This window comes from Clostridium chromiireducens (assembly GCF_003575225.1).
Lineage (GTDB): Bacteria > Bacillota > Clostridia > Clostridiales > Clostridiaceae > Clostridium > Clostridium chromiireducens.
Genome location: NZ_QXDJ01000006.1, coordinates 249,141 through 275,822 on the forward strand (window position 1 = coordinate 249,141; position 26,682 = coordinate 275,822).

The window sequence follows — 26,682 nt, forward strand, 5'->3', positions numbered from 1 at the left end:
TCTTTAAGATATCGTAATATTCAGAAATGGATTTGCGATATTTTTAATTTAGTAATAACATGAAGGTGATTATATGAGTGAAGAGCTATTAGAAAAAAAGGCTAAGTATAGAACTATAGCTGCTAAGTTTAGTTATAAGATAGATAGGTTTGTTAATGTGTTAGATAAATGTACAATAGCTCCTAATGATTCATTAGAGACTATTGTATTCAAAAAGTACTTGGAGTTTGGAGATTTAGTTAAGGTTACATCATACATAAATAATCAAGGCTATAGAATAAAAACAAGCTCATACAAAGGAGAAAGAAAGTTTATAACAAATGATATTGCGGATATAATAGACAAACAACATTGTGGTGTAGATTATGAATTAGTAAATGCAATAAAAGAAATGAAGAGTATTGATAGGATGTTAGTTAAGATGAATGCTAAAAATTTATTAAAAGTATATTAAGAAACAAGATCTTAATATACTTTTTTAGTTAATTATTAATGGTTATCTGCATAATTCATCAAGGCTTACGTTAAGAGCATCAGCCAATTTAATGGCTGTAGATACCTTACATTCATCTTTACGTTCAATATCCTCTATAGTACGTTGAGGCACACCGCTAAGTTCAGATAACGCTTTTAAAGTTAAAGATTGAGAATTTCTAATTTTTTTTAGTTTCATTAGCTTACTCCTTTTTTGATATAAAAGATAGAATAGTGTTAATAATAAGCAATGTAAGAATAATAATATTAAGTATAGAAACATGGTTAAAATCAATAAGTTTTAAAATAACCAATACAAGGATAATAGTAATTAGATTATTATTTAAATGTTTCATAGGCATTTGCAATATGATATAATTATTTTGCAAGGGGAACTGAGTTCCCCAAGTTCTATTGGTGCTTATCATCATCTATGATATCGGCAAGCTTGCAGGCTATTTGTAATATCAACCAGATGATTGTAAGTACCTTTATTATTATATCAATTGCTATCATCTCCTTTCCTTTACTATATATATAGTATACCACGTTATAACGTGGAAATCAATAGGCAAAAGGAAAATTATTTATAATTTTACAATATTTTTAATTAAACAAGTTAAATAAGACACTTACTATTTATTAAATATAGTAGGTGTCTTTTATTATGCACGTAGGTTCTTCTAGAAACCTTAATGATATGCGGGTCTTGCGATGCCCGATATCTTTTTAGATAAAAATTTTTCTGGAGCAACGTTTCCGTTTCCCTAAAAGGAGGTGATGATGAATTGGATGATAAAAATAAAAAAATTGAAGATGTAAATAGTGTTGTTGTTTCAAGTACGGTTCTTGCAGATATGTTTGGACTAACAACAAGAAGAATTAGGATGCTAGCTGATGAAGGTATCATTCATAAAACTAGTAGAGGTAGATATAACCTCCAAGAAAATATAAAAAGTTATATTGTATATCTAAAAGCTAATCAGGATTTAAAAGAAAAGATAGTTGATGATGATAGATTAGACCCTGATGAAGAAAGAGCTTTACTTACTAGAAGACAAAGAGAGAAATTAGAGCTCGAACTTGCAGCAATGAAAGGTCAAATGCATTTTTCAAATGATGTTGAGCGTGTGATGAATGATATGCTTGCTAATTTCAGAGCAAAGATTATTGCATTACCAACTAAAATAGCTCCAATTCTTATTGCTAGAAATGATATTTCAGAGATTCAGGAGATGCTTCAAAGAGAATTTTTTGATGTACTTACTGAACTATCATGCTATGATCCTGCTTTATTCTATAATGAAAAATACATTGAACTAGAAGAAGAGGAGATTTTAGAAGGTGGTGAAGCAGGTGAGACAAAAGATTCAAAGCAGAACAACTAATTTATTTAAAAACATTGCAAAAGTTCTAGCTCCACCACCTAAACTTACTGCAAGTCAATGGGCAGATAGTTACAGAAAATTATCAAAAGAAGCATCAGCTGAACCTGGTCAATGGAGAACAGACAGAGCATCATATCAAAGAGAAATAATGGATGCAACAAATGATCCCGAAGTTGAAACAGTTGTTGTTATGTCATCAGCTCAAGTTGGAAAGTCAGAAATAATTTTAAACATTATAGGCTACTTTATGGATTATGATCCATCACCAATGTTATTATTACAACCAACTTTAGAAATGGCCGAAGCATTCTCAAAAGATAGGTTAGCTCCAATGCTTAGAGACACACCGGTTTTAAAAGATAAAATTGGTGATGCTAAAGCAAGAAATAGTGGGAATACACTACTTCATAAAACATTCCCTGGTGGTCACATAACGATGGCAGGAGCAAATTCTCCATCATCTCTTGCAAGTAGACCAATAAGAGTAGTTCTTGCTGATGAGGTTGATAGATATCCATTGTCAGCAGGTACAGAAGGAGATCCGGTTAATCTAGCAGCTAAGAGAACTACAACCTTTTGGAATAGAAAAAAGGTTTATGTTTCAACTCCAACTATAAAAGGAGCATCAAGAATTGAAACTGAATATGAAGATAGCACAATGGAGCAATGGTGTTTACCATGTCCTTATTGTGGCAAGCATCAACCATTAACTTGGGGGCAGTTAAGATTTGAAGATGCAACTATGGAATGTTTATTTTGTAGGGAAAGAGGTACAGAAGCAGAATGGAAATCAGGTAAAGGCGAATGGAGAGCTAGACGGAAACATAGAAACAAAAGAGGATTTCACCTAAATGAATTAGCATCACCTTGGAAACGCTGGACTGATATCATTGAAGATTTTAGAGAAGCGAAAAAGAACACTGAAACATTAAAAGTTTGGGTAAATACCTCACTTGGCGAGAGTTGGGAGGAACAGGGCGAAAAAGCTGATGAAGAAACATTAATGAAGAGAAGGGAGAGATATAATTGCCAAGTACCTGATAAAGTTCTTGTTTTAACTGCAGGTGTAGATACTCAAGATGATAGGCTTGAAGTTGAAATTGTTGGTTGGGGTATGGGAAAAGAAAGCTGGGGAGTTGAATATAAAGCTTTTTATGGAGATCCATCACAATCAGCAATATGGAGTCAGCTTGATAGTTATTTAAGCAGAACATGGACATATGCAAGTGGTCAAGGAATAGTTATTTCATGTACATGTATAGACTCAGGTGGTCACTATACTAGTGAAGTTTATAAGTTTTGTAAAGCTAGAGAACATAGGAGAATATTTGCAGTTAAAGGCCAAGGGGGAGATGGAATACCGTTTGTAGGTAGAGCATCGAGGACCAATAGAGAAAAGGCTGCTTTATTCAATCTAGGAGTTGACCAAGGAAAAGAAACACTATTATCAAGGTTGAAATTAGAATTTGAAGGTGAAGGATATTGCCATTTTCCTATGGAAGGTGATAGAGGGTATGATGAAGCTTATTTCAAAGGCCTAACAAGTGAAAAAAGAATTATAAAATACTATAAAGGAAAGCCAAAAGTTGAATGGTTAAAGAAATCAGGAACTAGAAATGAGCCTTTAGATATTAGAAATTATGCTACTGCAGCATTAGAAATATTAAATCCTTCATTTGAGTCGCTTCAAAATTCAAAGCAAAACAGCAATATGTATACTCAGAAACCAGCTCAAAAGCGTTATGGAGTGGTTAAAAAAGGTATAGATTACTAATAGAAAGGTGATTATATGGCAAGTAGATTAGAAACATTGAAAACTAGACTTGAAAACTATTATAAAGCTGAGGATTCAATTTTAAATGGTGCTCAAGAATATAAAATTGGTTCTAGAGATTTTAGACGTGCTGATTTGAATGAAATTTCTCAAATGATTCAGTATTTAGAGAAAGAAATTGCTACGGAAGAAAGCAAAAGCCAAGGCAAAGGAAGAAATAGAGTTTTTGGAGTTATTCCAAGAGATTTTTAGATTTTTAGAAAGGATGATATGATTTGAATGTCTTAGACAAAGTAATCAGTTTTGTTAGTCCTCAAGCTGGGCTTAAACGTGAGCTTGCTAGATCACAGGCTAAAGTAATTAAAACTTTTATGAATACAGGATATTCTGAAAGTGGAGCAAGTACACAAAAGAAATCACTTAAAGGATATAATGCTTTAAGCAGTAGTCCAGAAGAAGATATTGATTTAAACCTTTGGGTGCTAAGAAATAGGTGTAGAGATTTATATAATTCACCACTTGGAAGATCTGCAATTCAAACTACAAGAACTAATGTTGTAGGTAGTGGTTTGAAACTAAAATCAAGAATAGATTTTAAATTCTTAGGAATAAGTGAAGATGAAGCAGATGAATGGGAACAAAATGTTGAACGTGAATTTGCACTTTGGGCAGAATCAGTTCATTGTGATTCATGTAAATTAAATAATTTTTATGAGATTCAACAATTGGCTCAATTATCATGGTTACAAAGCGGAGATACGTTTGCAGTATTAAAGCAAGATAAACCATTACCTTATATGCCTTATGGTCTTAGGATAGCTTTAATTGAAGCTGATAGGGTTAGTACACCCAATACACTAAATAATGTTGTTAGTAATGGAATATTTGCAATAGAAGCTACAGCTGACAATGGCAATAGAATTATTTCAGGAGTTGAAATTGATTCTAATGGTGCAGTTGTAGCTTATCATATTTCAAATAGATATCCTCAAAGCTTTTATATTATGAACAATACAGCTCCTTTATCATGGACTAGGGTTGAAGCCTTTGGAAAGCTAACTGGAAGAAGAAATATACTTCATTTAATGGAGTCTGAAAGACCAGAACAAAGAAGAGGAGTACCATTTTTAGCACCAGTTATTGAACCGTTAAAGCAATTAACTAGGTATACAGAAGCTGAACTTATGGCAGCAGTTGTTACAGGTATGTTTACTGTATTTATAAAGAGTAAAGGACCAAGTTCAGATATACCGTTTGGTTCTATGATTCCAGACGAACAACAGATACCTGGGAATGATAGAGAAGTCGATTATGAGCTTGCACCAGGGGCAATAAATGTTCTACAACCTGATGAAGAAGTAGAAATTGCTAATCCTGGTAGACCTAATACAGCTTTTGATGGCTTTGTAAATTCATTATGTAGATACATTGGAGCAGCACTTGAAATACCTCAAGAGTTACTTCAAAAATCATTCCAATCAAGTTATTCAGCAGCAAGAGCAGCACTACTTGAAGCGTGGAAGATGTTTAAAATGCGTAGAGAATGGATGTCAAATGACTTTTGTCAGCCAATTTATGAAGAATGGCTTACTCAAGCAGTTGCTATGGGAAGAATTAAGGCTCGAGGATTCTTTGATGATCCTATAATTAGAAAAGCATGGTGTGGAGCAGAATGGAATGGGCCGGCCCCAGGTCAATTAGATCCATTAAAAGAAATAAATGCAGCAGAAAAGAGAATTCAAAATTGTATTTCTACAAGAGAGCAGGAAACAATGGAGATTAATGGAGGAAACTTTGATAAAAATATTCAACAAGCTAAAAGAGAGCAAAAACTTATGAAAGAATCAGGTCTTTTAGCTGATGATACACTGAGAGGAGGTGAGAATATTGAAAAATAAATTTTGGAACTTTGTTCAAAATCAAGCTACTGAAACGCAAGCTGAAAGTGTTGAACTAAGAATTTGTGGTGAAATTATGAGTGATGATGATAGTTGGATATGTGAATGGTTTGGCATACCAGTAGCATCACCTAATAATTTCAGAAATACATTAGCTCAATACAAAGGTAAAGACATTACTGTTTGGATTGATTCTTATGGTGGAGATGTATTCGCAGGAGCAGGCATTTATAATGCTTTAAAAGAGCATGATGGAAAAGTAACTGCTAAAATAACTAAAGCAATGAGTGCAGCATCAGTTATTGCTATGGCAGCTGATGAAATATTAATGTCACCAGTTGGAATTATGATGATTCATAATCCTTTGACTAGTGCACAAGGTGATATGAGAGTAATGAGAAAAACAGCAGATGTCCTTGATACTGTAAAAGAAACAATCATTAATGCTTATGTTGCAAAAACAGGTAGAAGCAGAGAAGAAATATCAACTATGATGGATGATGAATCTTGGATGAGCGCAAATCAAGCAGTAAAAGCAGGTTTTGCAGATAGTGTATTATATTTACCTGAAAATAAAGAAGAAAGTGAAACAGTGATGAACTTTGCATTTAGTAGAAATGATATAAAAAATAGTGTGAATGAATCTTTGAAGCATTTTCTTGAATTCAATGCAAACAACATAGTAAAAAATGAAAATCAATGCCAATGTGAAGGATGTTCACAAGAAGCTGATGATTGTAAGTGTTCTGAATGTGGGCAGTGTAGTTGTTGTGATAATCAAAGTTGTTGCGGTTGTAATTGCAATAATGGTCAATGTGACAAAACTACAATGAGTAATTGCAGAAAACTAATTATAAATAATAAGGAGGGTAAAGATATGGTTATTAAAAACGTATCTGAATTAAAGAATCAATTACCTGATATACACAATCAAGTGTATAACGAGGGAAGCATGGAAGGAATTAAAGCTGAAAGAGAGAGACTAAAAGCATTTGATATGCTTAATGGTAAAGTTGATCCTGCTTTCTTAAATGAAGAAAAGTATAAGGATGGAGCTACAGCTCAAGATGTTCTTTTTAGAGCAATGCAAGAAGGAAAAATGATTAACTCAGGCGTTATGAATCAAATAGAAACAGATGCTCAAAATGCAAATAAAGTATCAGGATCTTCATCTGATAATAGTAATCCAGATGAAGTAACTGGTACTTTAAATTTTGTTCAAAATATAGCAAAGAAAACTTTAGGAAAGTAATAAGAGGAGGGATTCAATATGTCAGAGGTATTAAAGTATGACAATTTATTAGCTGGTAATGTTGATATAGTTACTCAACCAATAACTATAGATGTATCACAAACAATTCAAAGAGGAGATATCCTTAAAAAGGTTTCTGGTAAGTTTCAGAGACCAACAGCTGTTATTGCAAGTACTGATGTTGTAGTTGTTGCATCAGAAGATATTACAACAGATGCAAGCACAACAGTAGCAAGTATCGGATATAAAACAGGTCAATTTGATTCAGCTGCAATGCGTTTCGGTGGAAGCTCAACTGCAGATGATAATGTTGATGTTTTAGCTGATAAATCAATTTACTTAACAAAAGCTCAAAAGAATTAATTAGAGGGGGAATAGATAATGCCAATAAATATATATGATCCAAGAGTATTAGATGGAGTTGTAAAACTAATGCCTGCAACAGGAGGTTTTTTTAGAGATACATTTTTTAAGAAACGTACACTAGTACCAGGAACTAAAATTGATATTGATTTTTATAAAGGAAAAAGAAGAATAGCTCCCTTTGTTAATCCAAAATCAGCTGCTAAAACAGTTGAAAAGATTGGATATAAAACAAATACATTTGAAACACCACTTTTAAAGCCAAAGGATGTTACTTCGATTGAAGATCTTTCAGTAAGAGCACCAGGAGAAAATATATATGGTGGAATTACAAGAGAGGAAAGAGCAGTTGCATTATTGACAGATAAATTATCTGAATTTAATGATGCGATAATTAGAAGAGAAGAATGGATGGCTGCACAATCGATGCTCACTGGTAAGATTCCAGTTATAGGTGAAGGGGTAAGTTATACAATTGATTTTGGATTTTCAAATAAAGAAGCCTTAACAGGAGCAGCAGTGTGGAATTCAAGTACATCAGATCCACTTAAAGATATTGATAGATGGGTTCAAACTTGCCAAAAGAATGGATATCATACACCAAATGTATGCTTAATGTCAGCAGATGTTCATAATGCATTTATTCAAAGACTTATAGCACTTAACTATATGAATCAATATTCTGGGAATGTTGATTTAGCAGTAATCAAGCCACAACAATTAAGCGAGAATGTTATATATGGTGGAATGATTTTAAAATATAATATGCCAATCTATATTTACAATGAATGGTATATTGATGATTGGACTAATCCAGATACACCAGTTGAACTTCCATTAGTTCCAAATGGTACATGCTTGCTTGGATCTTCAAATGCAAGATCTACTATTTATTATGGTGAAATTACTCTTACTGATGAAAATACAGGTGGATTTAGATCAATTTTAGGGGAAAGAGCAGCAGATACATGGATTAAAAAAGATCCGGCAGCTAGATATCTTGCAATGCATAGTAGACCATTACCAGCACCACAAGAAGTTGATTCTTGGTATGTTGCAACTGTTTTATAGGAGGTATTATTATGGCTATTAAAGTGATAGAAGGAAAAGTTAACGTTGATGGTGATTTAAAAGAAGTTGGAGCTAAACTTAAGATGAAAGAAGTAGATGAAAAGAGATTAGTTAATCTTGGTTTTGCTGAATTTTATGATGGTGAAGCTGATGAAGTAGAAGTTATTTACGATGAAGAAGCTGAAAAATCAGGAAATGGTAAGGGTGGAAAATAAAATGTCCACCTTTAAAGAGATTCTAAAACAAGATAATTCAACACTCTTTAATGAAGATGAATTTTCATCAGAACATAGAATTGATGGAAGAAGTTTAAGCATTATTATAGATAATGATAAGCTTGAGCAAATGAAAAACAAAAATTTTGATGGTATAAGCACAGAAGAAATTCTCTATTACGTTAAGGCTGATGATTTTGGGGAGCTACCTACGGTGGATGCTCCTCAAAAGTTTGATGGTAGATTTATGTCAGTAAAAAGTGCTATTGAAACAGATGGTATGTATGAAATAATTCTTTATCAAAATAGAGGTGAATAAAATGCCAAATGTAACATTAAGCATAAATACAAAACAAATAGATAGATTAGCTAATGAGCTTAAAGAATTTCCAAGAGAAGTAGGAGAAGCCACAAGATTAGCCTTAAATAGAACAATAGATCATGCTATAACAAAAACTGGTCAAATAGTACCAAAGTTTTATGTAATAAAATCTGCAGAAGTTAAAGCAAGTTTCAAAGGTGGTATAAAAAGACCATCCAAAAGTGATTTGTCGGCTAGTATTACATCAAGTGGACCTACTTTAAGCCTTGCACATTTTCCATATACACCTAAAAGTCCTAAAAGAGGAGGTAAAAGTATATTTAGAAATGCTGTAATGGTAACCATCAAGAAGAGTAAGGGAAAAGTTATATCTAAAAAAGGTTTTGTTGCATCAACTGGAGCAAAATCAGAAGATAAAACTCAATTTAATGTATTTATGAGAGTAGGTAATAAAAGATTACCTATAGCACCAATAAGAACATTATCAATTCCTCAAATGATTACAGCTGAGGGAGTTGATAAGCAAATTATGAATGCAGCAAGTTCAAAATTTGAAGAAAGACTTGAGCATGAAATAGTTAGAGAAATGACTAAAATGGATAAAGCTATAAGGGGGTAGTAAATTGCTTACAGTAAGTACATTAGACGAAATAAAGTTATTTTTACAACAAAATGTATGCTCTAAACATAAGTTAAAAAAGCCCAATGATAAAAATGTTGATGAATTTGAATTAGTTAATCCGAATGTGTTTATCATGAATTTTCCTCCTAAGAATTTCTTGCCAGATGGAATTAAATCAACAATTCCATGCATAATGATTAATTTTGAGGATGGTATTGATGATAATCAAACATCTGACATGAATGTAAGATTAATTTTTATAGTATATAATCCAGGATTTCATAAGGAGAATTCGGAAAACATTGTTGAAGTTACTCCAGACGGAAATGGTTGGATTGATTTACTAAACTTTATAGATAAAACTAAAGCAGAAATATTAAGAAATAGAATATTAAATGGAATAACAATTCAAAGTCCATTAAAATGGGGGATCTATCAGAAAGAAGAACAAATTCCTGATACAGATCCCTATTTTTATGGATGGATTACATTTGGAACACAAAATAAAGCTTATCCAGCATCACAAATAGATAAATTATTAGAATAAGAGGTGATTATATTGAGTTATCAACATGGTTCTTATGGGAGCATGTCTCCAACACAAGATTTAACAGATGTATCTGCAGGAACTTTACCAGTATATTTTGGTAGACTTCCAGTACATCAGCTAACTGATTACTCAGGTAAGGTAAATAAACCAATTATAGTAAGCAGTTTTACAGATGCAGTTTCTAAGGTTGGTTACAATGATAGTAATTGGAAGGATTTTGACCTTTGCGAAGCTATATATGCTCATTTTAAAAATAGTATACAAATAATAGGGCCTATAGTTTTAGTAAATGTATTGGATCCTGACACAATGAAAAATGCTGGTAAAACAGCAAGTGTTACATTTACTAATTATCAGGCAACAATAATAAATGATAAAATCATTCTAAAATCTATAGCTATAACTGGAAAGGTGCTTGGAACTGACTTTTCGGTAGCATATTCAGGTGATGGAACATCTGTAATAATTACTGATTTAAAAGGAGCGTTTACTGCAGCGGTAACAGTAAGTTTTGATGAAGTTAATCCATCAGCGGTTACAAAAACTCAAATTATTGGAGGTACAAATGCAACAACAGGTGCTAAAACTGGAATAAGCGTTGTTGATTTGGTGTATCAAACTGAAAACTTAGTTCCAACAATATTGGATTCTCCAGGTTGGAGTCATATTGCAGAGGTAGATGCAGCACTTAAAAGTGCAAGTCAGCTTATAAATGGTCATTGGTACGCATGGGTTAATAGTAACTTGGTTACTGATACAAATGCAGATACTATAAGTGAAGCAAAAGCATGGAAAACTGCTAATGCTTATACAAGTAACTGCGAAGCTCCAGCATGGCCTTGTGCTAAGAATGGTAGTAGAATTTTTCATTTATCTACACTTGCAACTGTCACAATGCAATGGGTAGATTATCAAAATGATGATATTCCATATGAAACTCCATCAAATAAGCAAATTGATATTACTGGATTATGCTTGGCAGATGGAACTGATATTACTTTTGATAAGCTCCAAGCAAATGATTTAAATAGTAAAGGAATCAGAACAGCAATCTATTGGGGGGGACAATGGGTACTATGGGGAGCACATACTGGTGCCTATGAGTATGGAAAAACCATGGATGCAAGAGATAAGTTTGATAGTAGCATAAGGATGATGCATTATTTATTGAACAATTTCCAATTAACATATGGTATTGAAGTTGATAAACCGATGTCAAGAAGTAGAATTGACACAATAATAAATAATTATCAAGAAAAGTTGGATTCGTTGATAAGTGAGGGGAAAATGCTTTACGGATTAATACAATTTACTGAAAGATCAAATCCAACTAGTGATTTAATTGAGGGAGATTTTGATTTTGATATTGCTACAACTACAACTCCACCAGGAAAGAGCATAAATGCAAAATTACAATACACAACTAAAGGAATAAGTGTATTATTTGGGGGTGAAAATTCATGATAATGTCAGGTTCGGTAATTGCGCATAGATTTTTTGATAATGATGCAGAAATAGCAGATAATGTTTCGTGTCAATTGCCTTCACTAGAATTTGGTTCAAGTGAAGTAAAAGGAGCAGGAATTTTAGGTTCAGTGGATATGCCTTCATCTGGTCAATTAAACTCAATGACTTTTTCAGCAACAATGAGATCTATAAATAAAGGTGCTATCAATGTTTCAACTCCAGGAGTTCATAATATTGAGCTTAGATTTTCCAAAGATCAATTTACTAGTGGAGGTCAATCAGTTCCTATAGGTACGAAAATATTCGTAAGGGGTGTATTCAAAAAGTTTGATCCAGGTAAAGTTGAAGATGGAGCAACAATGGATGGAACAATTGAATATGAAGTATTAAGATATAGAATCGTTATTGATGGCGAGGAAGTATTACTTATAGATAAAGTTAATTATATCTATAAAGTAAATGGAATAGATTATATGGCAAAAATAAAAGCAGCTCTTAACTAGAGTTGCTTTTTAATATTTGGAGGGAAAAGATATGAATGAATTTGAAAAATTACCATTAACAAAGCCTATTAAAATAAATGGAGAAGAATGTAAAGAGATTCCTTATGACTTAGAAAATTTTACAGCAAGAGATAAGATGAAAGCAGGAGTAAAGTATAAGAAAGATGGAGGAGTAGCATCAGTTCCAGATTTAGATTCTGACTATCATTTATATTTATTTGCTGAAGCAGCTTCAAAGGCAAATAGTAATATTGACATAAACGATGTATTAAGAATGAGTGCAAAAGATGCAACAAAAGCATCAAATATTGTAAGAAGTTTTTTCTTCATAGACTCGGAGGAGAGCCAAGACAATACACAGATGAACTCCTCAGAGGAGCAATAATAAGATTAACAATGGATACATCAACTTCTCGTGAAGAATGTATCACTATGCCTTTAATTGAACTTAATGAATTCTATAGTGATTATATAGAAGAAGTTGAAGCAAGGCGACCACCTGAAAAGGGGTGATAAATAGATGGCGAGCAAAAAAGAATTAAAAGCTCTTATAACACTTGCAGGGAAAATAGATCCTTCCTTACAATCTGCAATGATGAAAGCTTCAAAATTATCTTCAAATGTATCAAAAGGAGCAAAGAAATCAGGTACAGAGTTAAGTAAAGTCGGAACAATTGCAAAAGGTGCATTTCTTGGTAATGTAGCAGCGATGGGAGTTGAAAAACTAGGTTCAGCAATGATTGATGTTAGTAAAAATGGTATAGAACTTGCATCGAATCTATCAGAAGTTCAAAATGTAGTTGATACAACATTTGAAGCTAGTTCAAATAGTATTAATGAGTGGTCTCAAAAGGCATTGAATGATTTTGGGTTATCAGAATTGCAAGCAAAGAAATACAATTCTACTCTTGGAGCTATGATGAAAAGTAGTGGAATAACAGGGAATAGTCTGGTAACAATGTCAGAAAAGCTTACTGGATTATCAGGAGATTTAGCATCATTCTATAATTTATCTCAAGATGATGCCTTTGAGAAAATTAGAGCAGGAATTTCAGGTGAAACTGAACCTTTAAAACAACTAGGTATAAATATGTCAGTTGCAAATTTAGAAGCATATGCACTTAGCAAAGGAATAAAAACCTCATATGATAAGATGGATCAAGCATCACAAACTGCTTTAAGATATAGTTATTTAATGAAAGTTTCAAAAGATGCACAAGGAGATTTTGCAAAGACACAAGAAGGGTTTGCAAATCAAACACGACTATTAAAAACTAATTTTGAACAGCTTTCATCTAAAATTATGGCAAAAGCACTACCTGCGTTAACTAAGGTTGTACAATTTGGGAATAACTTTATTAAAGGTTTGGATCCAGATAAAATTTCTTCATCTATAGATATGATTACAGGACCGATTTCAAAAGTAGGTCAAGTTGTTTTTGATGTTGGGAAAATAGCTTATAATGCAATACAAAATAGTAAGCCAGAACTTGAATGGTTGGCTCAAAATGGAATACCTGTAATAACAGCTGTATTGTCAGGCTTATTAGATGGTGCTACTGGAGTTTATAATTTTATTGTTAATAACTGGTCTAATATATCTCCAATAGTATATGGAATAACTGCAGCAATGGTTGCTTATACAATAGCTATGGAAGCATCAAATTTAGCAACAAAGGCAGGTTTGATAATTCAAGGTTTATCAAAGACTTGGTGGATAGCAACTGGAATAATAGGTGCTATGAGAGAAGGAATGACATTAGCAGCAATAGCACAAGATGCTCTGAATGTGGCGATGGATGCAAATCCGGTTGGAGTTGTATGTGTTGCAATAGGAGCTTTAATAGCAATAGGATTATTGTTATATAATAATTGGACTGAAATTACAACTGCAGTATCAAATGCATGGACTTGGTTCACAAATATTATTGATGGAATGCCAGATCTTACATTAGCATTAACAGGACCACTTGCACCATTGTTATTATTAATAAAACACTTTGGACAATTAAAAGATTTAGCAATTGGAGCTTTCGATGCAGTAAAAAATTTCTTTGGATTTGGCAGTGGATCATCAGATTCAGGTTCGGATACGGGTGACGTAACTGGAATGAAACAATATGCATCAGGAGGAATATCATCTGTACCAGCTATTTTTGGAGAAGATGGGCCAGAAATGGCTATTCCACTTAAAAAAACATCAAGAAGTTTAGGATTATTAAGTCAAACAGCAAGCATGTTGGGAGTTGGTTCAGCAAAACAGGAATCAGCAAGCATACAGTTAACTTATGCTCCTCAAATTTATGGTGGAAATACTCAAGAGATATCTTCAATATTGAGTAAACATAAGGATGAATTACGTTCAATGCTAGAAGAAATAATGAATGAGAAAGGAAGGGTATCATTTGGCTAATAGTATAACATATACAACAGTACAAGGCGATACATTTGATATGCTTTCTTATAGAGCATATGGAGATGAATTCAAGGCTCATTATATTATTCAAGCAAATCCTAATTATGCTAATGTTTTAGTATTTTCTCAAGGAATAGAATTAACAATACCAATAATAAGTAAGGAAGCAGCATCAACACTTCCACCATGGAAGAGGTGATTTTATGAAATTAGTTTATGAAGATAAAGATATATCAGATTATATAAATTTTAGCAAAGCTGAATTTACTGATAATGCTGGTAATGTTGCTGATAGCGTTGAACTGATACTTAATGATCCTAAAGGAACATGGAGTGATTGGAATCCTAAAAAGAATGATAAATTAATAATTTCTCAAGATGGGCTTAGTACTGGAACAATGTATATAGATGAAATAGGACAACAAAGGGGCACGTTTATATTACGTGCTCTTTCTATTCCTCAAAAAGCTAAAAATAGCAATACCCAATCATGGGAAACAGTTAGATTTTTAGAATTTGCAACCGAAATTGCTTTAAGATATGGTTTCTCTATAGAAACATATGGAATTGAAAATTATTTATATGAAAGAGTAGATCAATATGAAGAATCAGATTTCGTATTTTTAGCAAGGAGATGTTTATTAGAGGGGTATGTATTAAAAATAGCTGATAATAAAGTGATTATATATGATGAATCATACATTGAAAGTCAAAGTGCAAAAGAAATATACGCTAGTTTATTTGATGGAGATTATAAATTTTTGAATAAATCATCAGAAATTTATAATTCATGTGAGTTAATGTGTGGAGGCATGAAAGCAAGTTATTCACCATCGAATGCTCCAAACGGACCAATTTTAAAATGTAGTGATATATATTTTTATTCATTAGATGAGGGGAATAGATTTGCTAAGAATATTTTAAGGTCAAAAAATAAGTATGAAACTACTGGGGTATTTGCACTAAAACTTAATACTGAATTAACAGCTGGAAGTAATACAAGCATTACTGGAGTAGGAATTTTAGATGGTAAATATATTTGTGAACAAACAAGACATAATTTCGTTAACGATGGAAGAACAAATTTTAGAGTAAGAAAAATATTGGAGGGATATTGATGTTTTTAAAAGGTATAGTTACAAGCAATCAAGGTGAGGAAGCAAGAATTACATTTCCTGATAGAGATAATACTGTATCTCCTCTACTTGTAAAAGCTAGTCATGTTGGTGATTTAAATATAAATGACCAAGTTGCAGTTATATTTTTTTCAAACAACATGAAAGATGGATTAATAATAGCTAAATATTAGGAAGGTGATTATATGTCAATGGCTTCATTTGCAACAAAAGTCTTTGAAGTTAGTGGAGATAATAAAATATATACATTTCAAGATTTTCAGTATTCATCTTCGCTCCAAACAGATAAACAGGATTCCGATGGAAATAAACCATCAACTTATAATAAAGGTCCTGATCTTGATTCTTTTGGTTTCAAAGTAAAATTAGATGCTTCATATGGAGTTAATCCAAGAAGCGATTGGGAAGAGTGGAAATCTTTAATGGAATCCGGTGTTGCATATCCATTTATTTTAGGTGGGAAACCACTTGGGAGTTACAACTATATTTTAGTTGGGGTTAAGCCAAGTAATTTCAATATAGATAATGAAGGTAATATTTTATCTTTAGAATTAGATTTAAATTTTGATGAATATGTGAGAGCAGGATCAGCTGATTCTAATAAAAAATCAAGTAATAAAAAATTAGGAAAAAAATCATCTGAAGTTCAAGGATTATCTGGTACTGAATTTGCATCATTAATTGATGATTAGAGAGAAGGTGCAATATGGAATATATAATTGACACTTCCAATGGAGTTAACCTTAATTGGAGTGCTAAAGGAAAAGATAGGATAGCACAAAATGTACTTAACTTAATAAGTACATTTAAATATGAAGTTGCATATAATCGTGAGAAAGGAATAAGCCCAGCTATATTAGATAAACCAGTGAATATTATGCAAGCTGCTTATATTGCTGAAGTGTACAGGGTTGTTCAAAAAGATGAACCAAGAGCAGTAGTTAAAAGTGTATCTTTGTTAGGAGTTGATGAAGAAGGTGATGCAAAATTTAAGGTGGTGATAGATATATGAGTGATATGAATTTTGTTGAAGTTGATGCTGAAAGTATTAATAGAAGTTTAATTAGTAGTTTTGAAACAACATTAGGAGAAACATTATATCCTGGTGATGAAAGAAGAATATTTTTAGAGCAGGAAACACCAGTAATTGTTGCATTAAAAAATGATATAAATGAAACTGCAAAGAAAAATTTACTGAGATATGCAACAGGAGAAACATTAGATGCCTTTGGAGAATTTTATTCATGTCCAAGGTTAAAAGCAGATTTTGCAACTGTAACAGAAAGATTTAATTTATCTGAAGCACAATCACAAGATATATTTATAGCTTCGGGTAAAAGAGTAACTCCAGATGGTGTTTTATATTTTGCTACAACAAGCGATTCAATAGTACCAGCAGGAGCTACATATATAGATTTAGTTTTAACAGCAACTCAAACTGGTGAAAAATATAATGGTTTTACTCCTGGGCAAATTAAAACTTTAACAGATACTATTCCATATATAGCTTCAATTGTAAATATAGACACATCATCTGGCGGTTCTGATGTTGAAGCAGATGATGATGGAACAAATGTATGGAGTGGTTATAGAGAAAGAATAAGACTTTCTCCTCAATCATTTAGTGTTGCAGGTCCAGAGGGTGCATACGAATATTTTGCTTTGTCAGCCGATTCAACTATATGTGATATTAATGTTAGTTCTCCAAGTCCAGGGGTAGTACAAATAGTTGTATTACAAGAAAATGGAGGAATTCCATCACAATATATTTTAGATAAAGTAAATGATTCAGTTTCAGCTAAGAATAGAAGACCATTAACAGATAATGTTAAAGTAGTAGCTTCAACTGTTTTAAATTACGATATTAATTTAATTTACTATATAGATTCCAAAAACCAAACAAAAGAGACTTATATAAGAAATGCAATAGAAGGAGAAGGAGGTGCCATTGACGCGTATATACTGTGGCAGCAATCCAATCTTGGAAAGGCAATTAATCCTGATTATTTAAAAAAACTTACTCTTAATGCAGGAGCGGACAGAGTTAACATTATATCTCCAGTTTATACTGTTTTAACAGGCGAAAAAGTCGCTAAAGTTGGGAATAAAACAATAACCTATGGAGGACTTGAATAATGGTTGTTAAAAATATTGATTTACTAAGTCTTCAAACTGCTCAAATGCAACAAGATCCAACTACTAAAGCTATTTGTGCAGCATTAAATTCTAAATTTCAAGAACTAGGCGAAGAAGTAAAAACTTGCTTGATTTATAGCAGGATAGATTATCTTAGTGAAGATATATTAGATGAACTAGCTTATCAAATGCATGCTGATTGGTACGATATGAGTGCTAATATTGATATCAAAAAAAATTTAATCAAGAATGCACTAAAAGTCCATAGATACAGAGGAACTCCATATGCTGTTGAACAAGTAGTCCAGGATTATTTCGGAGATGGAACAATTGAGGAATGGTTCGAGTATGGTGGTAATCCATATATGTTTAGAGTTGTTACAACAAATACATCAGTAACATCAGAGCTTGCAAATCAATTTACAATGGCGGTAAATTCAGTAAAAAACATGAGATCACATTTGGAGCAAATCATAATAGATATTTCAGGAAAAATTGATTCATATTTTGCTAGTGTAATCCAAATATGTGATGAAATAACCATAGAACAGGAGGTGTAATATGAGTTTTTTGGCAATTAGTTTTACCAATAAAGGAAAATCACTACAAGCCAAGGCATTAACTGGGGTTCAATTAAAATTCACGAGAATAGCTGTTGGTGATGGTAGTTTAAGTAATGGACAAGATACAAGTAATTTAGCGAGTCTTATACATGAAGTTAAATCAATTCCTATAACAACGCTTAAAACAATGACAGGAGGAAAAGCAACTGTTGGAGGAATATTATCTAATAAAGACATAACCACAGGATTTTACTTTAGAGAAATAGGATTATTTGCTTTAGATCCTGATCAAGGAGAAATATTATATTCATATGGAAATGCAGGAGCATTAGCAGAATATATTCCACCGCTTGGTGGAGCAGAAATAGTTACTAAAAAAATTAATCTTAATACAATAGTAGGAAATGCTTCAAATGTTACTGCAGCTATAGATCAAACAATTGTATATGCATCGCCAGAAGATGTTGCTAGTGCGCTATCCCAAGCAAATTTATATACGGATAGTAAAGTAAACTCAAAGTCCGCTAGTGACATGAAAATTACATCGATAGCAGCTACCAATATTCTTAGTTATACTCCTGCTCAACAAGGTAATTTCAAAATAGATGTTTATCTAAGAGTATTAGCTGCAGCAAATATAATTGTAAGTGTAAATTATACAGATTCGACAGGTGTACAAACTAAAATAATGTTATCCGAAAGAAATGGACTATATTTTCCATGTAGTTCTGGCATTCAATCGTATGCTATAGGTGTATATTATTTAAAATCATTACTCATAAATGCAGTTAAAAATACTCCGATTACTATAAGTATTACATCTAATGTAGCGAATCAAGTTTATGCATCCGCATTAATAATGGGGGTGTAATTATGGATCTTTCATTTTATTCAGGAGATAGTAGGAATCTTATTATAAATGTAGTTGATGAAAATAACAGCTCAATAAATTTAACTGGAGCAACAGTAGAATGGGCATTGATTAATAATGATTTGGTCTTGATTAAAAAAAGTATTAATTCCGGAATAACAATTTCAAATGCAACTGGAGGACAGTTTAAAATAGAGATAACTTCAAGTGATACAGATAATTTATCAGGAAACTATCGTCATTTAGCAAGAGTTACAACTGCTGATGGTAGATCATCAATAGTAATAAGTGGAACTATAAAGATTGAAAAAAGCTTAATTTAGTTGGGGGATTGATTTAATGGCGAATATATCAATATATGGCTCAATAAATGTAATCACAAGCATACAGCAAAAGCCTGCCAGATTTAATTTCCCAGTTAGTTTTCTACTTAAATTTTATATAGAGAATGTAAATATTAAATATAGTGAATCTGCATCGTTGACCAGTAACGTTAGAATTAATGGAACTATAAAATTGATAACTCCAATTTCAGGAAATTCATTGTCTAGTACTAATGTTAAAGGGCAAGTTAAAAATAGTTTAGGAATTTCATGTGGATTAATGAGTGTAACAACTATTAATTCAAATATTCTAAGAGCTTGTAACATGGATGCAGATATAATAAGTAATTCAACAATCAATATACAAATTTCAAAGCGACAATTAATAGTACCACAAACTATTAATCCAACTGCAGATATAGTTGGGGAGCCGACAGCGATACTTAAACTTATAACTAATATAATTGCAAATACATCAATAGCAATTTCAATACAAAATAACATTAATTTAGATAGCAATTTAAGTGTTAATGGAGATATAGAAGGAGATTCAATTAATTTAATCAAAAGTGATGTTATTCAAAATGCCGATATAGTAATATTGGAAAGAATGAATTTTCCTTTAAAACTACCTTTAGAATTTGATGATAACCAGGCATTTAATATAACCCTTGATAGTGATGTAACATTAAGCTCAATAATTATGAATACAGCTATTACGGATTTGATAAATGTTAATTTAGAATCGGATACTACCTTAAATGCAACATTAGCTTGTATTTATAAAATAGGAAGTATAGCAACTATTATAAGTAGCATTTCATCGACTATTTCACAAAATATTGGATTATTATTAGAAGATATAAGAATAAAATCAACTATTAATCCTACAATTAGTGACAAATCTAATTTAATTGGCCAGGTTATTGGTAGTGAGTCTATAGGAGGAATATCCTCAATTAAGTATTCAGAGGATTCAAATGCAATTACTAATACAAATATTGAAGGAGAAACACAAAATTTAATTTCAAGTATATTAATCCAAGAGACTTTGATAGAGCTGCAGGGAGTAATAGAATTTCCTTTAAATTTTCCAGTATATTTTAATGATGGAATTAACAATAATCTAGGGTTAGATGCACAATCAATTAATGTACATTCATCAATAATAAATAATGGCATTCAACAATTATCAACAGCAACTTTATCGAGTATTTCCAAAATACAATGTTTGACTGATATTTCATTTGTCGAAAGTGTCAGATTAAATATTGAAACTAATTTAGATGGACATTTAAGTACTCTTATTACTAGCGATTGCAATTCTGTTAGCGATGTTTATTTAAAACCGTTATTAAATTTTCCACTAACTTTACCACTTCTCTTTAATCAAGGAATAAGTAATAACATAAAATTAAGTAGTACTGAATTAACTTCAGAATCTCTAATTATTAATGATGGTATTAAAAATTTATTAAAAGCCAATGTCTCTATTTTATCGGATATTAACGGAACTACTACTAATCTTATATCAAGTAATATAGATGCATTGGGTGGTATATATGAGAAGGGATTACTTGGATTTCCACTAAATTTTCCGCTTTATTTAGGAATAGGTTTATGTAGCAACTTAAATTTGTATCCTGACAATATAAGTGCAAATGTAGTTATAGATAATAACTCTATTGAAAATTTAATATCATCAGACTTATTTAGCACTACATCAATACACTGTATATCTATAGTGGATTATGATTTAACTGAGAATTTAAAAGGTACTGTAAATTTAGGCGGCTATATATGTTCCCTTATTGAAAGTACATGTATATCAACAGGTGAAATTAAACTTAATAAAAAATTTAGATTTCCATTAACTTTTCCATTTTATTTTAAAGATGGAATAGAGGACTTTACTTTAATATCAGGAAGTCTTATAGCTCCTTCCAGCATAAAGGGAGATTTAATAAAGGTTAACCCGTTAACTGCAACTGTTAAATCTAATTCAAGTATTATAGGCACAGCAAAAAACAATCTGCAATTAGTAGGGAATTTAATTTCTGCTTCAGCTGTAAATGTAAAAGTATCTTATTCATATTCCATTATATTTAAAGGAATTTTTATTAGAAATTCTAAGGCAACTTTAGAATTTGATTCAAAAAAATATACTAATTCACCTTATGTTAACTTTGTTGACATTGTTACTTTAGGTAGAAATATATTGAAATTAACGTATATGAATAGCATTAAAGAAACAGAAATATTTAATACTATAAAACAATTAAGTGTACAAACTATTTCAATAAATAAAACGGTAATAACTGTTTCAGATATGTATGAAACGGTTATTTTTAGTTCAAATATTTCAAATTCAAGTAAAATTTTAAACAATAAAGAAAGAGTACAATTAGCTAATATCACAAATAAAACAAAATTTTAAGGAGGAAATTATTATGGCTTTTTCAACATATCTAGCAAATGCGCTAGTCAACGAAGTATTCGGAGGGGTTAACTGGGCACCTCCAGCTACAATTTACACTGGTTTATCTTCGACTGCACCTACAGCTACAGGTGGTAATATAACAGAGCCAACTATAGGTACTAATGGATACGCAAGAGCAGCAGCAACAAATAATACAACTAATTTCCCAACAACAGCTACAAATAATAAAAGTAATGGTGCAGCAATCACATTTCCGACATCGACAGGAGCGTGGCTTGCATCAGCATCATTAGGATATCTAGTCTTTTATGATGCAGCTACAGGAGGGAATGTTTTGGGGTATGCAGCTTTAAACAATCCTCAGGTAGTTGCAAGTTCAGGTGCTACATTATCGTTTGCAATTGGAAGCTTAACAATAACAATTAACTAAGGGAGGTATTATAAATGATAAATGCAACTTATTATGCTGGAGGCGGTGGATATACTCCGGCGGACATGATGCAGAGAGATGCAGACTGGATAAGTCCAGGAGTACTTTCAACACAAGATTTAGTCGTAGCACAAACAACAACAGCATCAATGAATGTGACTGTATCCGGAGCAGCACAAGGACAAACAGGCGGAAATGCATGGTTGCCTAATGGATATAGAGTATTTAACGATTCGTTAGCAACATTAGCAATACCTGCAGCAGATACAACAAATCCAAGAATAGATTTAGTGGTTATCGGAATTGATACAACAGCAACACCATATATACCACAGGTTAAAGTGATAAAAGGAACAGCATCAGCATCACCTTCAGTACCTGCACTTCCAACAGGATTTGTAGGTATATCATTAGCTCGAGTAAGAGTTAATGCAAATGTAACAAGTATCACGAATGCGAATATAACAGATATTAGAACAATTGCTGGATTAGTAGTTAATTCTGGAGGAGATAAAGTTGAGGCGATTTTATCAGATTTGATGAGTGATAGAATTTATTATTGCGGAACTACAAGTGGAACAAATACTTATGCTGTTACTAATAGTGAAATTACAGCATATACAGATGGTTTAACAGTACGTGTAAAGATAGGAAATGCAAGTACTGGTGCAAGTACTATTAATATAAACGGTTTAGGGGCTAAAACAATTTTAGATACGTTAGGAAATTCCATAACTAGTGGAGGTTTAAAGGCTGGATTGCCATATCATTTAAGCTACAATGGTACAAATTTTATTGTGTTGGGTAAAGGAGGTGGTGGAGATGCAACGGCAGCTCAAATTTTGCTTGGTAAAAAGGCTACAGTAGATAGCGGACTGGTTACAGGTACATTGGATTTAACAAATTTAGTTACAGATAATATAAAAAGTGGAGTAACTATAAATGGTGTTCCTGGTAAATCAAGTGTAGTAGATACATCAGATGCAACTGCAACTTCAGCACAAATGTTATATAATTCTACGGGATATGTAAATGGATCTAAAATTACAGGTACGATACCATTAGCCAATCCAGATTATGTTGATCAAATACCTGCCTCAAATGTAACAGTTGGTGCAGCAAGTAATGATGGACAAAACTATGCATATTTAGGAATACCAAATAATAAATACTTAAATGGTGTAAATTGGGTTAGAAGTTTACAACCAGATTTATTAGCTGCAAATATTTTAAGTGGAAAAAATATACTTGGAATAGCTGGAAGCGCCTCAAGAGTTGTATCTGGTGATTTTATTGTAGCTAGTGGAGGTTCATTATCTATAAATCTACCATTTACGCCAACGATAGTTATTTTATATAATAGTGCAAATGTTGGAAGTTGGGCCTTATCTGGAACAGCGGCTCACATAATAGATAGAGAAACAAAATCATGGTATGGTTCTTTTTCCGCTGTAGGTGCTACAATATCAGCAACAATGTCATCAGGCATGAGTTTTAGTGGCAAATATTTAGCGATATTACTATAAAAAGGAGAGATGAAAAATGACAATTATAATATATGATAATACAGGAGAAATTTTTTTACAAATGACTGGTGGGTATAAAGTACCAAAAGGAGGAATCAGCTACTTAGAAGTAGAAATTCCAAGTGGTAAGCAAATAAAGGAGATTGATGTAACGGTAACACCTAATAAACCAATCTTTGAAGATATTCCGTTAAGTGAAACGGAATTATTAAAGAAAAGAATAGAAGAACAAGAAGCAGCACTTGTAGAATTAGCTTCACTTGTAGGAGGTGCACAATAATGGTTGTAATTTATGTTAGAAGAATTAGTGAGGGATTAATGACAATTGATGATGTACCGATGAAATGGAGGGAAGCCACTGAAAAAGAGTTACTTGAGTAGTTTTTAGTAGAATAAACAATTAAATGTTAATTAAAAGGCGATAACTCAGCACCAGTAAGGTGTTTTTTATTGTTCATTTTTATATTATTTTGAATCAAGGAAGGTGAAATATGAGTGATAACTGTAGCAATTGTGTACAAGCGAAAATGTTAGATAAAGTAGATGAGAGAGTTTCAAAGCTAGAAGAAAAATGTGAGATACTACAGGATAAAGTGGCAGAAACAGAAAGAAATTCAGCAGTTAATGAAGATAGAACTAAGTCTCTATTTAAAATGCTTAATGAAATAAAAGATAGTATAAAAATAATAGCTAATAAATTGGAAGCATTAGAAAGTAAACCAGGCCAAAACTGGAATGAATTAATTAGAACAATAATTGTTGTAGGTGCAACTGCAGCAATAACTTATGTAATAAAAAAATAGAAAAGGTGGAATGAAGAATGGAATTAACAAATTTAACTCAATTTATCCCTGAAAATTTAATGATTGTAATAGTAGCAGCTTATGTGGTTGGAATATTTTTAAAGAAACTAGAAAATTTTAAAGATAAATATATAACATCAATATTAATGGCATTTTGCATAACATTTTCAGTTCTTTTAAATTTAATAAATACAGAGTATTCAGTTATGTATAAAGCTATAGTAAATGCAGTACTTCAAGGTATATTGTGCTGGGGAGTATCTGTTGGAATTAATCAAACAACTAAACAATTAGGTAAAGAAGAGTGATCAAGGAGTAGCCTTTCAAGGTTGCTCTTTTATTTTTTTAGAAAGAAGTGATTAACTTATGAGTAACATAACAATAAATGATGATTATATCCAAGATATGTTAAATAAACATCCGTTATCTAAAGAAAATCCTGTAGATATGCGTGATTATACCTTAGATGTGATTACTGAAGCTGTGAGTAGCAATACTATTATTCCTGAAGAATTCCATATAAATTATTCTTTACCTGTTAAAGTTAAGCAAAAAAATATAGGTGCTTGCAATGCATGTACATGCGCTGCAGCCTATATGATACAAAAGGCAGCGACAGTTCCTTTCTCATGGTGGTTCTTATATGCCAATAGGTTAGATAGTGATTATCAAGGCATTGGTTCTATTCCTAGAGAAGTTTTAAATCATATGAAGAATGAGGGTGTAACCTCATTAGAATTATTTAATATAATGAAAGAATATCCTGATATACGAACAGATCTTATAAAGAATAGTAATAAAGATAAAATATTCGTGGAAGCTGCTAAAAATAAAATTAGCGGATATGTTAAAATTGAAAAAGAAGATGTCAGAAGGCTCGTATCTCAAGGAATTCCAGTTCTAATAGGAGTAAAAGTATATACAAATTTTTATGAAGCAGTAAATAATAATTATGTAATTCCGTCAGTGCCAATAGGTAATAAAATTGGAAATCATGAAATGCTTATAACCGGATATAAAGGTAAGGATTATAATTTATTAAACTGGTGGGATGGAGAATGGGATCATGATTTAATACTAAATGAAGATTCAAATATAATAAGTGACTATTATATTATAACTGATAAGCCTATCAGTAAGCCTGTAGTAAAAAAATATAGAGTAGGTTGGGACAAAGATCCTAACGGAAAATGGCTTTATTCTAAAGACGGAGATACTTTAGTTCAAAACGATTGGTTACAATGGAAGGGTAAATGGTATTTCATGAATAAAGATGGAACTATGCATACGGAATGGTTACAGGATTCGAAGGAAAGATGGTTTTATCTAGATGTTGATAAAGGTTACGCTTATACAGGATGGGTTTACATTAACGGTAAATGGTATTATTTCAATAATGATTGTATAATGCAAACAGGATGGCTGCAGTACAAAGATAAATGGTACTACTTAGATATAGACAAAGGTTATTGCTATTCCAATTGTACGATTCTTATAGATAGTAAAAATTATAGCTTTGATTTAAATGGAGCATGGATAGAATCACCTGATAATGCGATATTTAAGGGAATAGATGTTAGTAGTCACAATGGAAATATAGATTTTAATAAAGTGAAAACTTATGGAATTGATGCAGTCTATATTAAGGCTACAGAGGGGACAACATTTATGGACAGTTATTTAAACATTAATTATTGTGGTGCAAGACAAGCAGGATTAAAAACAGGATTCTATCATTTCTTAGTGGGTACAAGCTCACCTGAAACTCAAGCTAATAATTTCTACAATCAAATTAAGGATAAACAAAGTGATTTAAAACCTTGTTTAGACATAGAAACTCTATTTGAGGGTTTAATGGATTATGCATTAAAATTTATATCTAAGTTTAAAGAATTAAGTTGTATGGAGCCATGTATTTATACCTATAGTGGATTTATGAATAATTTAGATTCTAGATTGTCTCGATATTCATTATGGGAAGCTAATTACAATAATACTCCATGGGACCTTCCAGGTAACTTTATATGGACAACTAGAGTAGGACATCAATACACAGAGTTAGGAACAATAAACGGTATTAATACTGCAGTAGATATAAATGAATTTAATCAAGATATATTAAGATAATTTTAAGGGTAT

The 26,682-nt window shown here is 31.9% G+C and carries 34 protein-coding genes; 33 read left to right on the top strand and 1 reads right to left on the bottom strand.

Annotated features, from left to right (window positions below; all coding sequences use genetic code 11):
* The first annotated feature begins 73 nt into the window (after positions 1–73).
* Entirely contained in the window at positions 74–454 is a 381-nt protein-coding gene (locus D2A34_RS21810) for a hypothetical protein (protein ID WP_119367914.1), read from the top strand.
* A gap of 42 nt (positions 455–496) precedes the next feature.
* On the opposite strand, the gene D2A34_RS21815 is transcribed toward D2A34_RS21810, so the two are convergent.
* Complete coding sequence (locus tag D2A34_RS21815) at positions 497–673, bottom strand: helix-turn-helix domain-containing protein (RefSeq protein WP_119367915.1); 177 nt, start codon at positions 671–673, stop codon at positions 497–499.
* A 589-nt stretch (positions 674–1,262) separates the two neighbouring features.
* On the opposite strand from D2A34_RS21815, the gene D2A34_RS21820 reads away from it, so the two are divergent.
* From D2A34_RS21820 to D2A34_RS21970, 32 genes are all read left to right on the top strand, one after another.
* On the top strand, positions 1,263–1,862 hold the full coding sequence (locus tag D2A34_RS21820) for a hypothetical protein (RefSeq protein WP_119367916.1): 600 nt from the start codon (positions 1,263–1,265) through the stop codon (positions 1,860–1,862).
* Positions 1,831–3,636 (top strand): phage terminase large subunit family protein, encoded by a 1,806-nt coding sequence (locus D2A34_RS21825; protein WP_243128380.1) that lies wholly within the window; start codon positions 1,831–1,833, stop codon positions 3,634–3,636. Before D2A34_RS21820 ends, D2A34_RS21825 begins: the two co-directional genes overlap by 32 nt.
* 15 nt (positions 3,637–3,651) lie before the next feature.
* Positions 3,652–3,888, top strand: a complete 237-nt coding sequence (locus D2A34_RS21830) for a DUF6148 family protein (protein ID WP_119367917.1) — start codon at positions 3,652–3,654, stop codon at positions 3,886–3,888.
* 23 nt (positions 3,889–3,911) lie between these two features.
* On the top strand, positions 3,912–5,534 hold the full coding sequence (locus D2A34_RS21835; protein ID WP_119367918.1) for a phage portal protein: 1,623 nt from the start codon (positions 3,912–3,914) through the stop codon (positions 5,532–5,534).
* Positions 5,524–6,786, top strand: coding sequence for a head maturation protease, ClpP-related (locus D2A34_RS21840; protein ID WP_243128381.1), 1,263 nt, complete (start codon positions 5,524–5,526; stop codon positions 6,784–6,786). Before D2A34_RS21835 ends, D2A34_RS21840 begins: the two co-directional genes overlap by 11 nt.
* Positions 6,787–6,804: 18 nt before the next feature.
* Positions 6,805–7,149: a hypothetical protein gene (locus D2A34_RS21845; RefSeq protein ID WP_119367919.1), complete on the top strand. Its 345-nt coding sequence runs from the start codon at positions 6,805–6,807 to the stop codon at positions 7,147–7,149.
* An 18-nt stretch (positions 7,150–7,167) separates the two neighbouring features.
* On the top strand, positions 7,168–8,220 hold the full coding sequence (locus D2A34_RS21850; protein ID WP_119367920.1) for a major capsid protein: 1,053 nt from the start codon (positions 7,168–7,170) through the stop codon (positions 8,218–8,220).
* Between the two features lie 11 nt (positions 8,221–8,231).
* Positions 8,232–8,435, top strand: coding sequence for a hypothetical protein (locus D2A34_RS21855; RefSeq protein WP_119367921.1), 204 nt, complete (start codon positions 8,232–8,234; stop codon positions 8,433–8,435).
* Position 8,436: 1 nt separating this feature from the next.
* Complete coding sequence (locus tag D2A34_RS21860; protein WP_119367922.1) at positions 8,437–8,754, top strand: hypothetical protein; 318 nt, start codon at positions 8,437–8,439, stop codon at positions 8,752–8,754.
* A 1-nt stretch (position 8,755) separates the two neighbouring features.
* A complete protein-coding gene (locus D2A34_RS21865) occupies positions 8,756–9,376 on the top strand; it encodes a phage tail protein (protein WP_119367923.1) in 621 nt (206 codons plus the stop codon).
* A 4-nt stretch (positions 9,377–9,380) separates the two neighbouring features.
* Positions 9,381–9,926, top strand: coding sequence for a hypothetical protein (locus D2A34_RS21870; RefSeq protein ID WP_119367924.1), 546 nt, complete (start codon positions 9,381–9,383; stop codon positions 9,924–9,926).
* Between the two features lie 12 nt (positions 9,927–9,938).
* Complete coding sequence (locus D2A34_RS21875) at positions 9,939–11,393, top strand: phage tail sheath protein (protein ID WP_243128382.1); 1,455 nt, start codon at positions 9,939–9,941, stop codon at positions 11,391–11,393.
* The gene (locus D2A34_RS21880) at positions 11,390–11,899 is read left to right on the top strand and encodes a phage major tail tube protein (RefSeq protein ID WP_119367925.1); all 510 of its coding nucleotides are present in this window, start codon (positions 11,390–11,392) and stop codon (positions 11,897–11,899) included. The genes D2A34_RS21875 and D2A34_RS21880 overlap by 4 nt, the downstream gene beginning before the upstream one ends.
* Before the next feature lie 31 nt (positions 11,900–11,930).
* On the top strand, positions 11,931–12,284 hold the full coding sequence (locus tag D2A34_RS21885) for a phage tail assembly protein (RefSeq protein ID WP_119367926.1): 354 nt from the start codon (positions 11,931–11,933) through the stop codon (positions 12,282–12,284).
* Positions 12,285–12,419: 135 nt separating this feature from the next.
* Positions 12,420–14,312 (top strand): phage tail tape measure protein, encoded by a 1,893-nt coding sequence (locus D2A34_RS21890; protein WP_119367927.1) that lies wholly within the window; start codon positions 12,420–12,422, stop codon positions 14,310–14,312.
* Positions 14,305–14,514, top strand: a complete 210-nt coding sequence (locus D2A34_RS21895; protein WP_243128383.1) for a tail protein X — start codon at positions 14,305–14,307, stop codon at positions 14,512–14,514. The genes D2A34_RS21890 and D2A34_RS21895 overlap by 8 nt, the downstream gene beginning before the upstream one ends.
* Positions 14,515–14,518: 4 nt before the next feature.
* Positions 14,519–15,433, top strand: coding sequence for a phage late control D family protein (locus D2A34_RS21900; RefSeq protein ID WP_119367929.1), 915 nt, complete (start codon positions 14,519–14,521; stop codon positions 15,431–15,433).
* Positions 15,433–15,624, top strand: a complete 192-nt coding sequence (locus D2A34_RS21905) for a hypothetical protein (RefSeq protein ID WP_119367930.1) — start codon at positions 15,433–15,435, stop codon at positions 15,622–15,624. The genes D2A34_RS21900 and D2A34_RS21905 overlap by 1 nt, the downstream gene beginning before the upstream one ends.
* A gap of 12 nt (positions 15,625–15,636) precedes the next feature.
* On the top strand, positions 15,637–16,143 hold the full coding sequence (locus tag D2A34_RS21910) for a phage tail protein (RefSeq protein WP_119367931.1): 507 nt from the start codon (positions 15,637–15,639) through the stop codon (positions 16,141–16,143).
* A gap of 14 nt (positions 16,144–16,157) precedes the next feature.
* On the top strand, positions 16,158–16,463 hold the full coding sequence (locus tag D2A34_RS21915; protein WP_119367932.1) for a hypothetical protein: 306 nt from the start codon (positions 16,158–16,160) through the stop codon (positions 16,461–16,463).
* Positions 16,460–17,587: a baseplate assembly protein gene (locus D2A34_RS21920; RefSeq protein ID WP_119367933.1), complete on the top strand. Its 1,128-nt coding sequence runs from the start codon at positions 16,460–16,462 to the stop codon at positions 17,585–17,587. Before D2A34_RS21915 ends, D2A34_RS21920 begins: the two co-directional genes overlap by 4 nt.
* A complete protein-coding gene (locus D2A34_RS21925) occupies positions 17,587–18,147 on the top strand; it encodes a phage tail protein I (protein WP_119367934.1) in 561 nt (186 codons plus the stop codon). Before D2A34_RS21920 ends, D2A34_RS21925 begins: the two co-directional genes overlap by 1 nt.
* Position 18,148: 1 nt before the next feature.
* On the top strand, positions 18,149–19,021 hold the full coding sequence (locus D2A34_RS21930; RefSeq protein ID WP_119367935.1) for a phage tail-collar fiber domain-containing protein: 873 nt from the start codon (positions 18,149–18,151) through the stop codon (positions 19,019–19,021).
* A 2-nt stretch (positions 19,022–19,023) separates the two neighbouring features.
* On the top strand, positions 19,024–19,344 hold the full coding sequence (locus D2A34_RS21935; RefSeq protein ID WP_119367936.1) for a BppU family phage baseplate upper protein: 321 nt from the start codon (positions 19,024–19,026) through the stop codon (positions 19,342–19,344).
* A 16-nt stretch (positions 19,345–19,360) separates the two neighbouring features.
* A complete protein-coding gene (locus D2A34_RS21940; RefSeq protein ID WP_119367937.1) occupies positions 19,361–21,781 on the top strand; it encodes a hypothetical protein in 2,421 nt (806 codons plus the stop codon).
* 13 nt (positions 21,782–21,794) lie between these two features.
* Positions 21,795–22,214 carry a phage tail fiber protein gene (locus tag D2A34_RS21945; RefSeq protein WP_119367938.1) on the top strand — a complete coding sequence of 140 codons (420 nt, stop codon included), beginning with the start codon at positions 21,795–21,797 and terminating at the stop codon, positions 22,212–22,214.
* Between the two features lie 14 nt (positions 22,215–22,228).
* Positions 22,229–23,740 (top strand): hypothetical protein, encoded by a 1,512-nt coding sequence (locus D2A34_RS21950; RefSeq protein ID WP_119367939.1) that lies wholly within the window; start codon positions 22,229–22,231, stop codon positions 23,738–23,740.
* Between the two features lie 16 nt (positions 23,741–23,756).
* A complete protein-coding gene (locus D2A34_RS21955; RefSeq protein WP_119367940.1) occupies positions 23,757–24,020 on the top strand; it encodes a hypothetical protein in 264 nt (87 codons plus the stop codon).
* Positions 24,020–24,121 (top strand): CD1375 family protein, encoded by a 102-nt coding sequence (locus D2A34_RS27525; protein WP_279221648.1) that lies wholly within the window; start codon positions 24,020–24,022, stop codon positions 24,119–24,121. The genes D2A34_RS21955 and D2A34_RS27525 overlap by 1 nt, the downstream gene beginning before the upstream one ends.
* 110 nt (positions 24,122–24,231) lie before the next feature.
* The gene (locus D2A34_RS21960) at positions 24,232–24,543 is read left to right on the top strand and encodes a hypothetical protein (protein WP_119367941.1); all 312 of its coding nucleotides are present in this window, start codon (positions 24,232–24,234) and stop codon (positions 24,541–24,543) included.
* A gap of 17 nt (positions 24,544–24,560) precedes the next feature.
* A complete protein-coding gene (locus D2A34_RS21965; protein ID WP_119367942.1) occupies positions 24,561–24,851 on the top strand; it encodes a phage holin family protein in 291 nt (96 codons plus the stop codon).
* A 58-nt stretch (positions 24,852–24,909) separates the two neighbouring features.
* A complete protein-coding gene (locus tag D2A34_RS21970; protein ID WP_119367943.1) occupies positions 24,910–26,670 on the top strand; it encodes a GH25 family lysozyme in 1,761 nt (586 codons plus the stop codon).
* The last annotated feature ends 12 nt before the right edge of the window (positions 26,671–26,682 follow it).

What these genes read in the sequence shown, in the direction of transcription:
- D2A34_RS21930 (WP_119367935.1), top strand. Translation starts at nt 18,149, where the DNA reads ATGAGTTTTTTGGCAATTAGTTTTACCAATAAAGGAAAATCACTACAA.
- D2A34_RS21905 (WP_119367930.1), top strand. Translation starts at nt 15,433, where the DNA reads ATGTTTTTAAAAGGTATAGTTACAAGCAATCAAGGTGAGGAAGCAAGA.
- D2A34_RS21900 (WP_119367929.1), top strand. Translation starts at nt 14,519, where the DNA reads ATGAAATTAGTTTATGAAGATAAAGATATATCAGATTATATAAATTTT.
- D2A34_RS21885 (WP_119367926.1), top strand. Translation starts at nt 11,931, where the DNA reads ATGAATGAATTTGAAAAATTACCATTAACAAAGCCTATTAAAATAAAT.
- D2A34_RS21830 (WP_119367917.1), top strand. Translation starts at nt 3,652, where the DNA reads ATGGCAAGTAGATTAGAAACATTGAAAACTAGACTTGAAAACTATTAT.
- D2A34_RS21940 (WP_119367937.1), top strand. Translation starts at nt 19,361, where the DNA reads ATGGCGAATATATCAATATATGGCTCAATAAATGTAATCACAAGCATA.
- D2A34_RS21935 (WP_119367936.1), top strand. Translation starts at nt 19,024, where the DNA reads ATGGATCTTTCATTTTATTCAGGAGATAGTAGGAATCTTATTATAAAT.
- D2A34_RS21845 (WP_119367919.1), top strand. Translation starts at nt 6,805, where the DNA reads ATGTCAGAGGTATTAAAGTATGACAATTTATTAGCTGGTAATGTTGAT.
- D2A34_RS21850 (WP_119367920.1), top strand. Translation starts at nt 7,168, where the DNA reads ATGCCAATAAATATATATGATCCAAGAGTATTAGATGGAGTTGTAAAA.
- D2A34_RS21960 (WP_119367941.1), top strand. Translation starts at nt 24,232, where the DNA reads ATGAGTGATAACTGTAGCAATTGTGTACAAGCGAAAATGTTAGATAAA.
- D2A34_RS21815 (WP_119367915.1), bottom strand. Translation starts at nt 673, where the DNA reads ATGAAACTAAAAAAAATTAGAAATTCTCAATCTTTAACTTTAAAAGCG.
- D2A34_RS21890 (WP_119367927.1), top strand. Translation starts at nt 12,420, where the DNA reads ATGGCGAGCAAAAAAGAATTAAAAGCTCTTATAACACTTGCAGGGAAA.
- D2A34_RS21865 (WP_119367923.1), top strand. Translation starts at nt 8,756, where the DNA reads ATGCCAAATGTAACATTAAGCATAAATACAAAACAAATAGATAGATTA.
- D2A34_RS21855 (WP_119367921.1), top strand. Translation starts at nt 8,232, where the DNA reads ATGGCTATTAAAGTGATAGAAGGAAAAGTTAACGTTGATGGTGATTTA.
- D2A34_RS21925 (WP_119367934.1), top strand. Translation starts at nt 17,587, where the DNA reads ATGGTTGTTAAAAATATTGATTTACTAAGTCTTCAAACTGCTCAAATG.
- D2A34_RS21955 (WP_119367940.1), top strand. Translation starts at nt 23,757, where the DNA reads ATGACAATTATAATATATGATAATACAGGAGAAATTTTTTTACAAATG.
- D2A34_RS27525 (WP_279221648.1), top strand. Translation starts at nt 24,020, where the DNA reads ATGGTTGTAATTTATGTTAGAAGAATTAGTGAGGGATTAATGACAATT.
- D2A34_RS21810 (WP_119367914.1), top strand. Translation starts at nt 74, where the DNA reads ATGAGTGAAGAGCTATTAGAAAAAAAGGCTAAGTATAGAACTATAGCT.
- D2A34_RS21910 (WP_119367931.1), top strand. Translation starts at nt 15,637, where the DNA reads ATGTCAATGGCTTCATTTGCAACAAAAGTCTTTGAAGTTAGTGGAGAT.
- D2A34_RS21945 (WP_119367938.1), top strand. Translation starts at nt 21,795, where the DNA reads ATGGCTTTTTCAACATATCTAGCAAATGCGCTAGTCAACGAAGTATTC.
- D2A34_RS21970 (WP_119367943.1), top strand. Translation starts at nt 24,910, where the DNA reads ATGAGTAACATAACAATAAATGATGATTATATCCAAGATATGTTAAAT.
- D2A34_RS21965 (WP_119367942.1), top strand. Translation starts at nt 24,561, where the DNA reads ATGGAATTAACAAATTTAACTCAATTTATCCCTGAAAATTTAATGATT.
- D2A34_RS21950 (WP_119367939.1), top strand. Translation starts at nt 22,229, where the DNA reads ATGATAAATGCAACTTATTATGCTGGAGGCGGTGGATATACTCCGGCG.
- D2A34_RS21880 (WP_119367925.1), top strand. Translation starts at nt 11,390, where the DNA reads ATGATAATGTCAGGTTCGGTAATTGCGCATAGATTTTTTGATAATGAT.
- D2A34_RS21920 (WP_119367933.1), top strand. Translation starts at nt 16,460, where the DNA reads ATGAGTGATATGAATTTTGTTGAAGTTGATGCTGAAAGTATTAATAGA.
- D2A34_RS21915 (WP_119367932.1), top strand. Translation starts at nt 16,158, where the DNA reads ATGGAATATATAATTGACACTTCCAATGGAGTTAACCTTAATTGGAGT.
- D2A34_RS21860 (WP_119367922.1), top strand. Translation starts at nt 8,437, where the DNA reads ATGTCCACCTTTAAAGAGATTCTAAAACAAGATAATTCAACACTCTTT.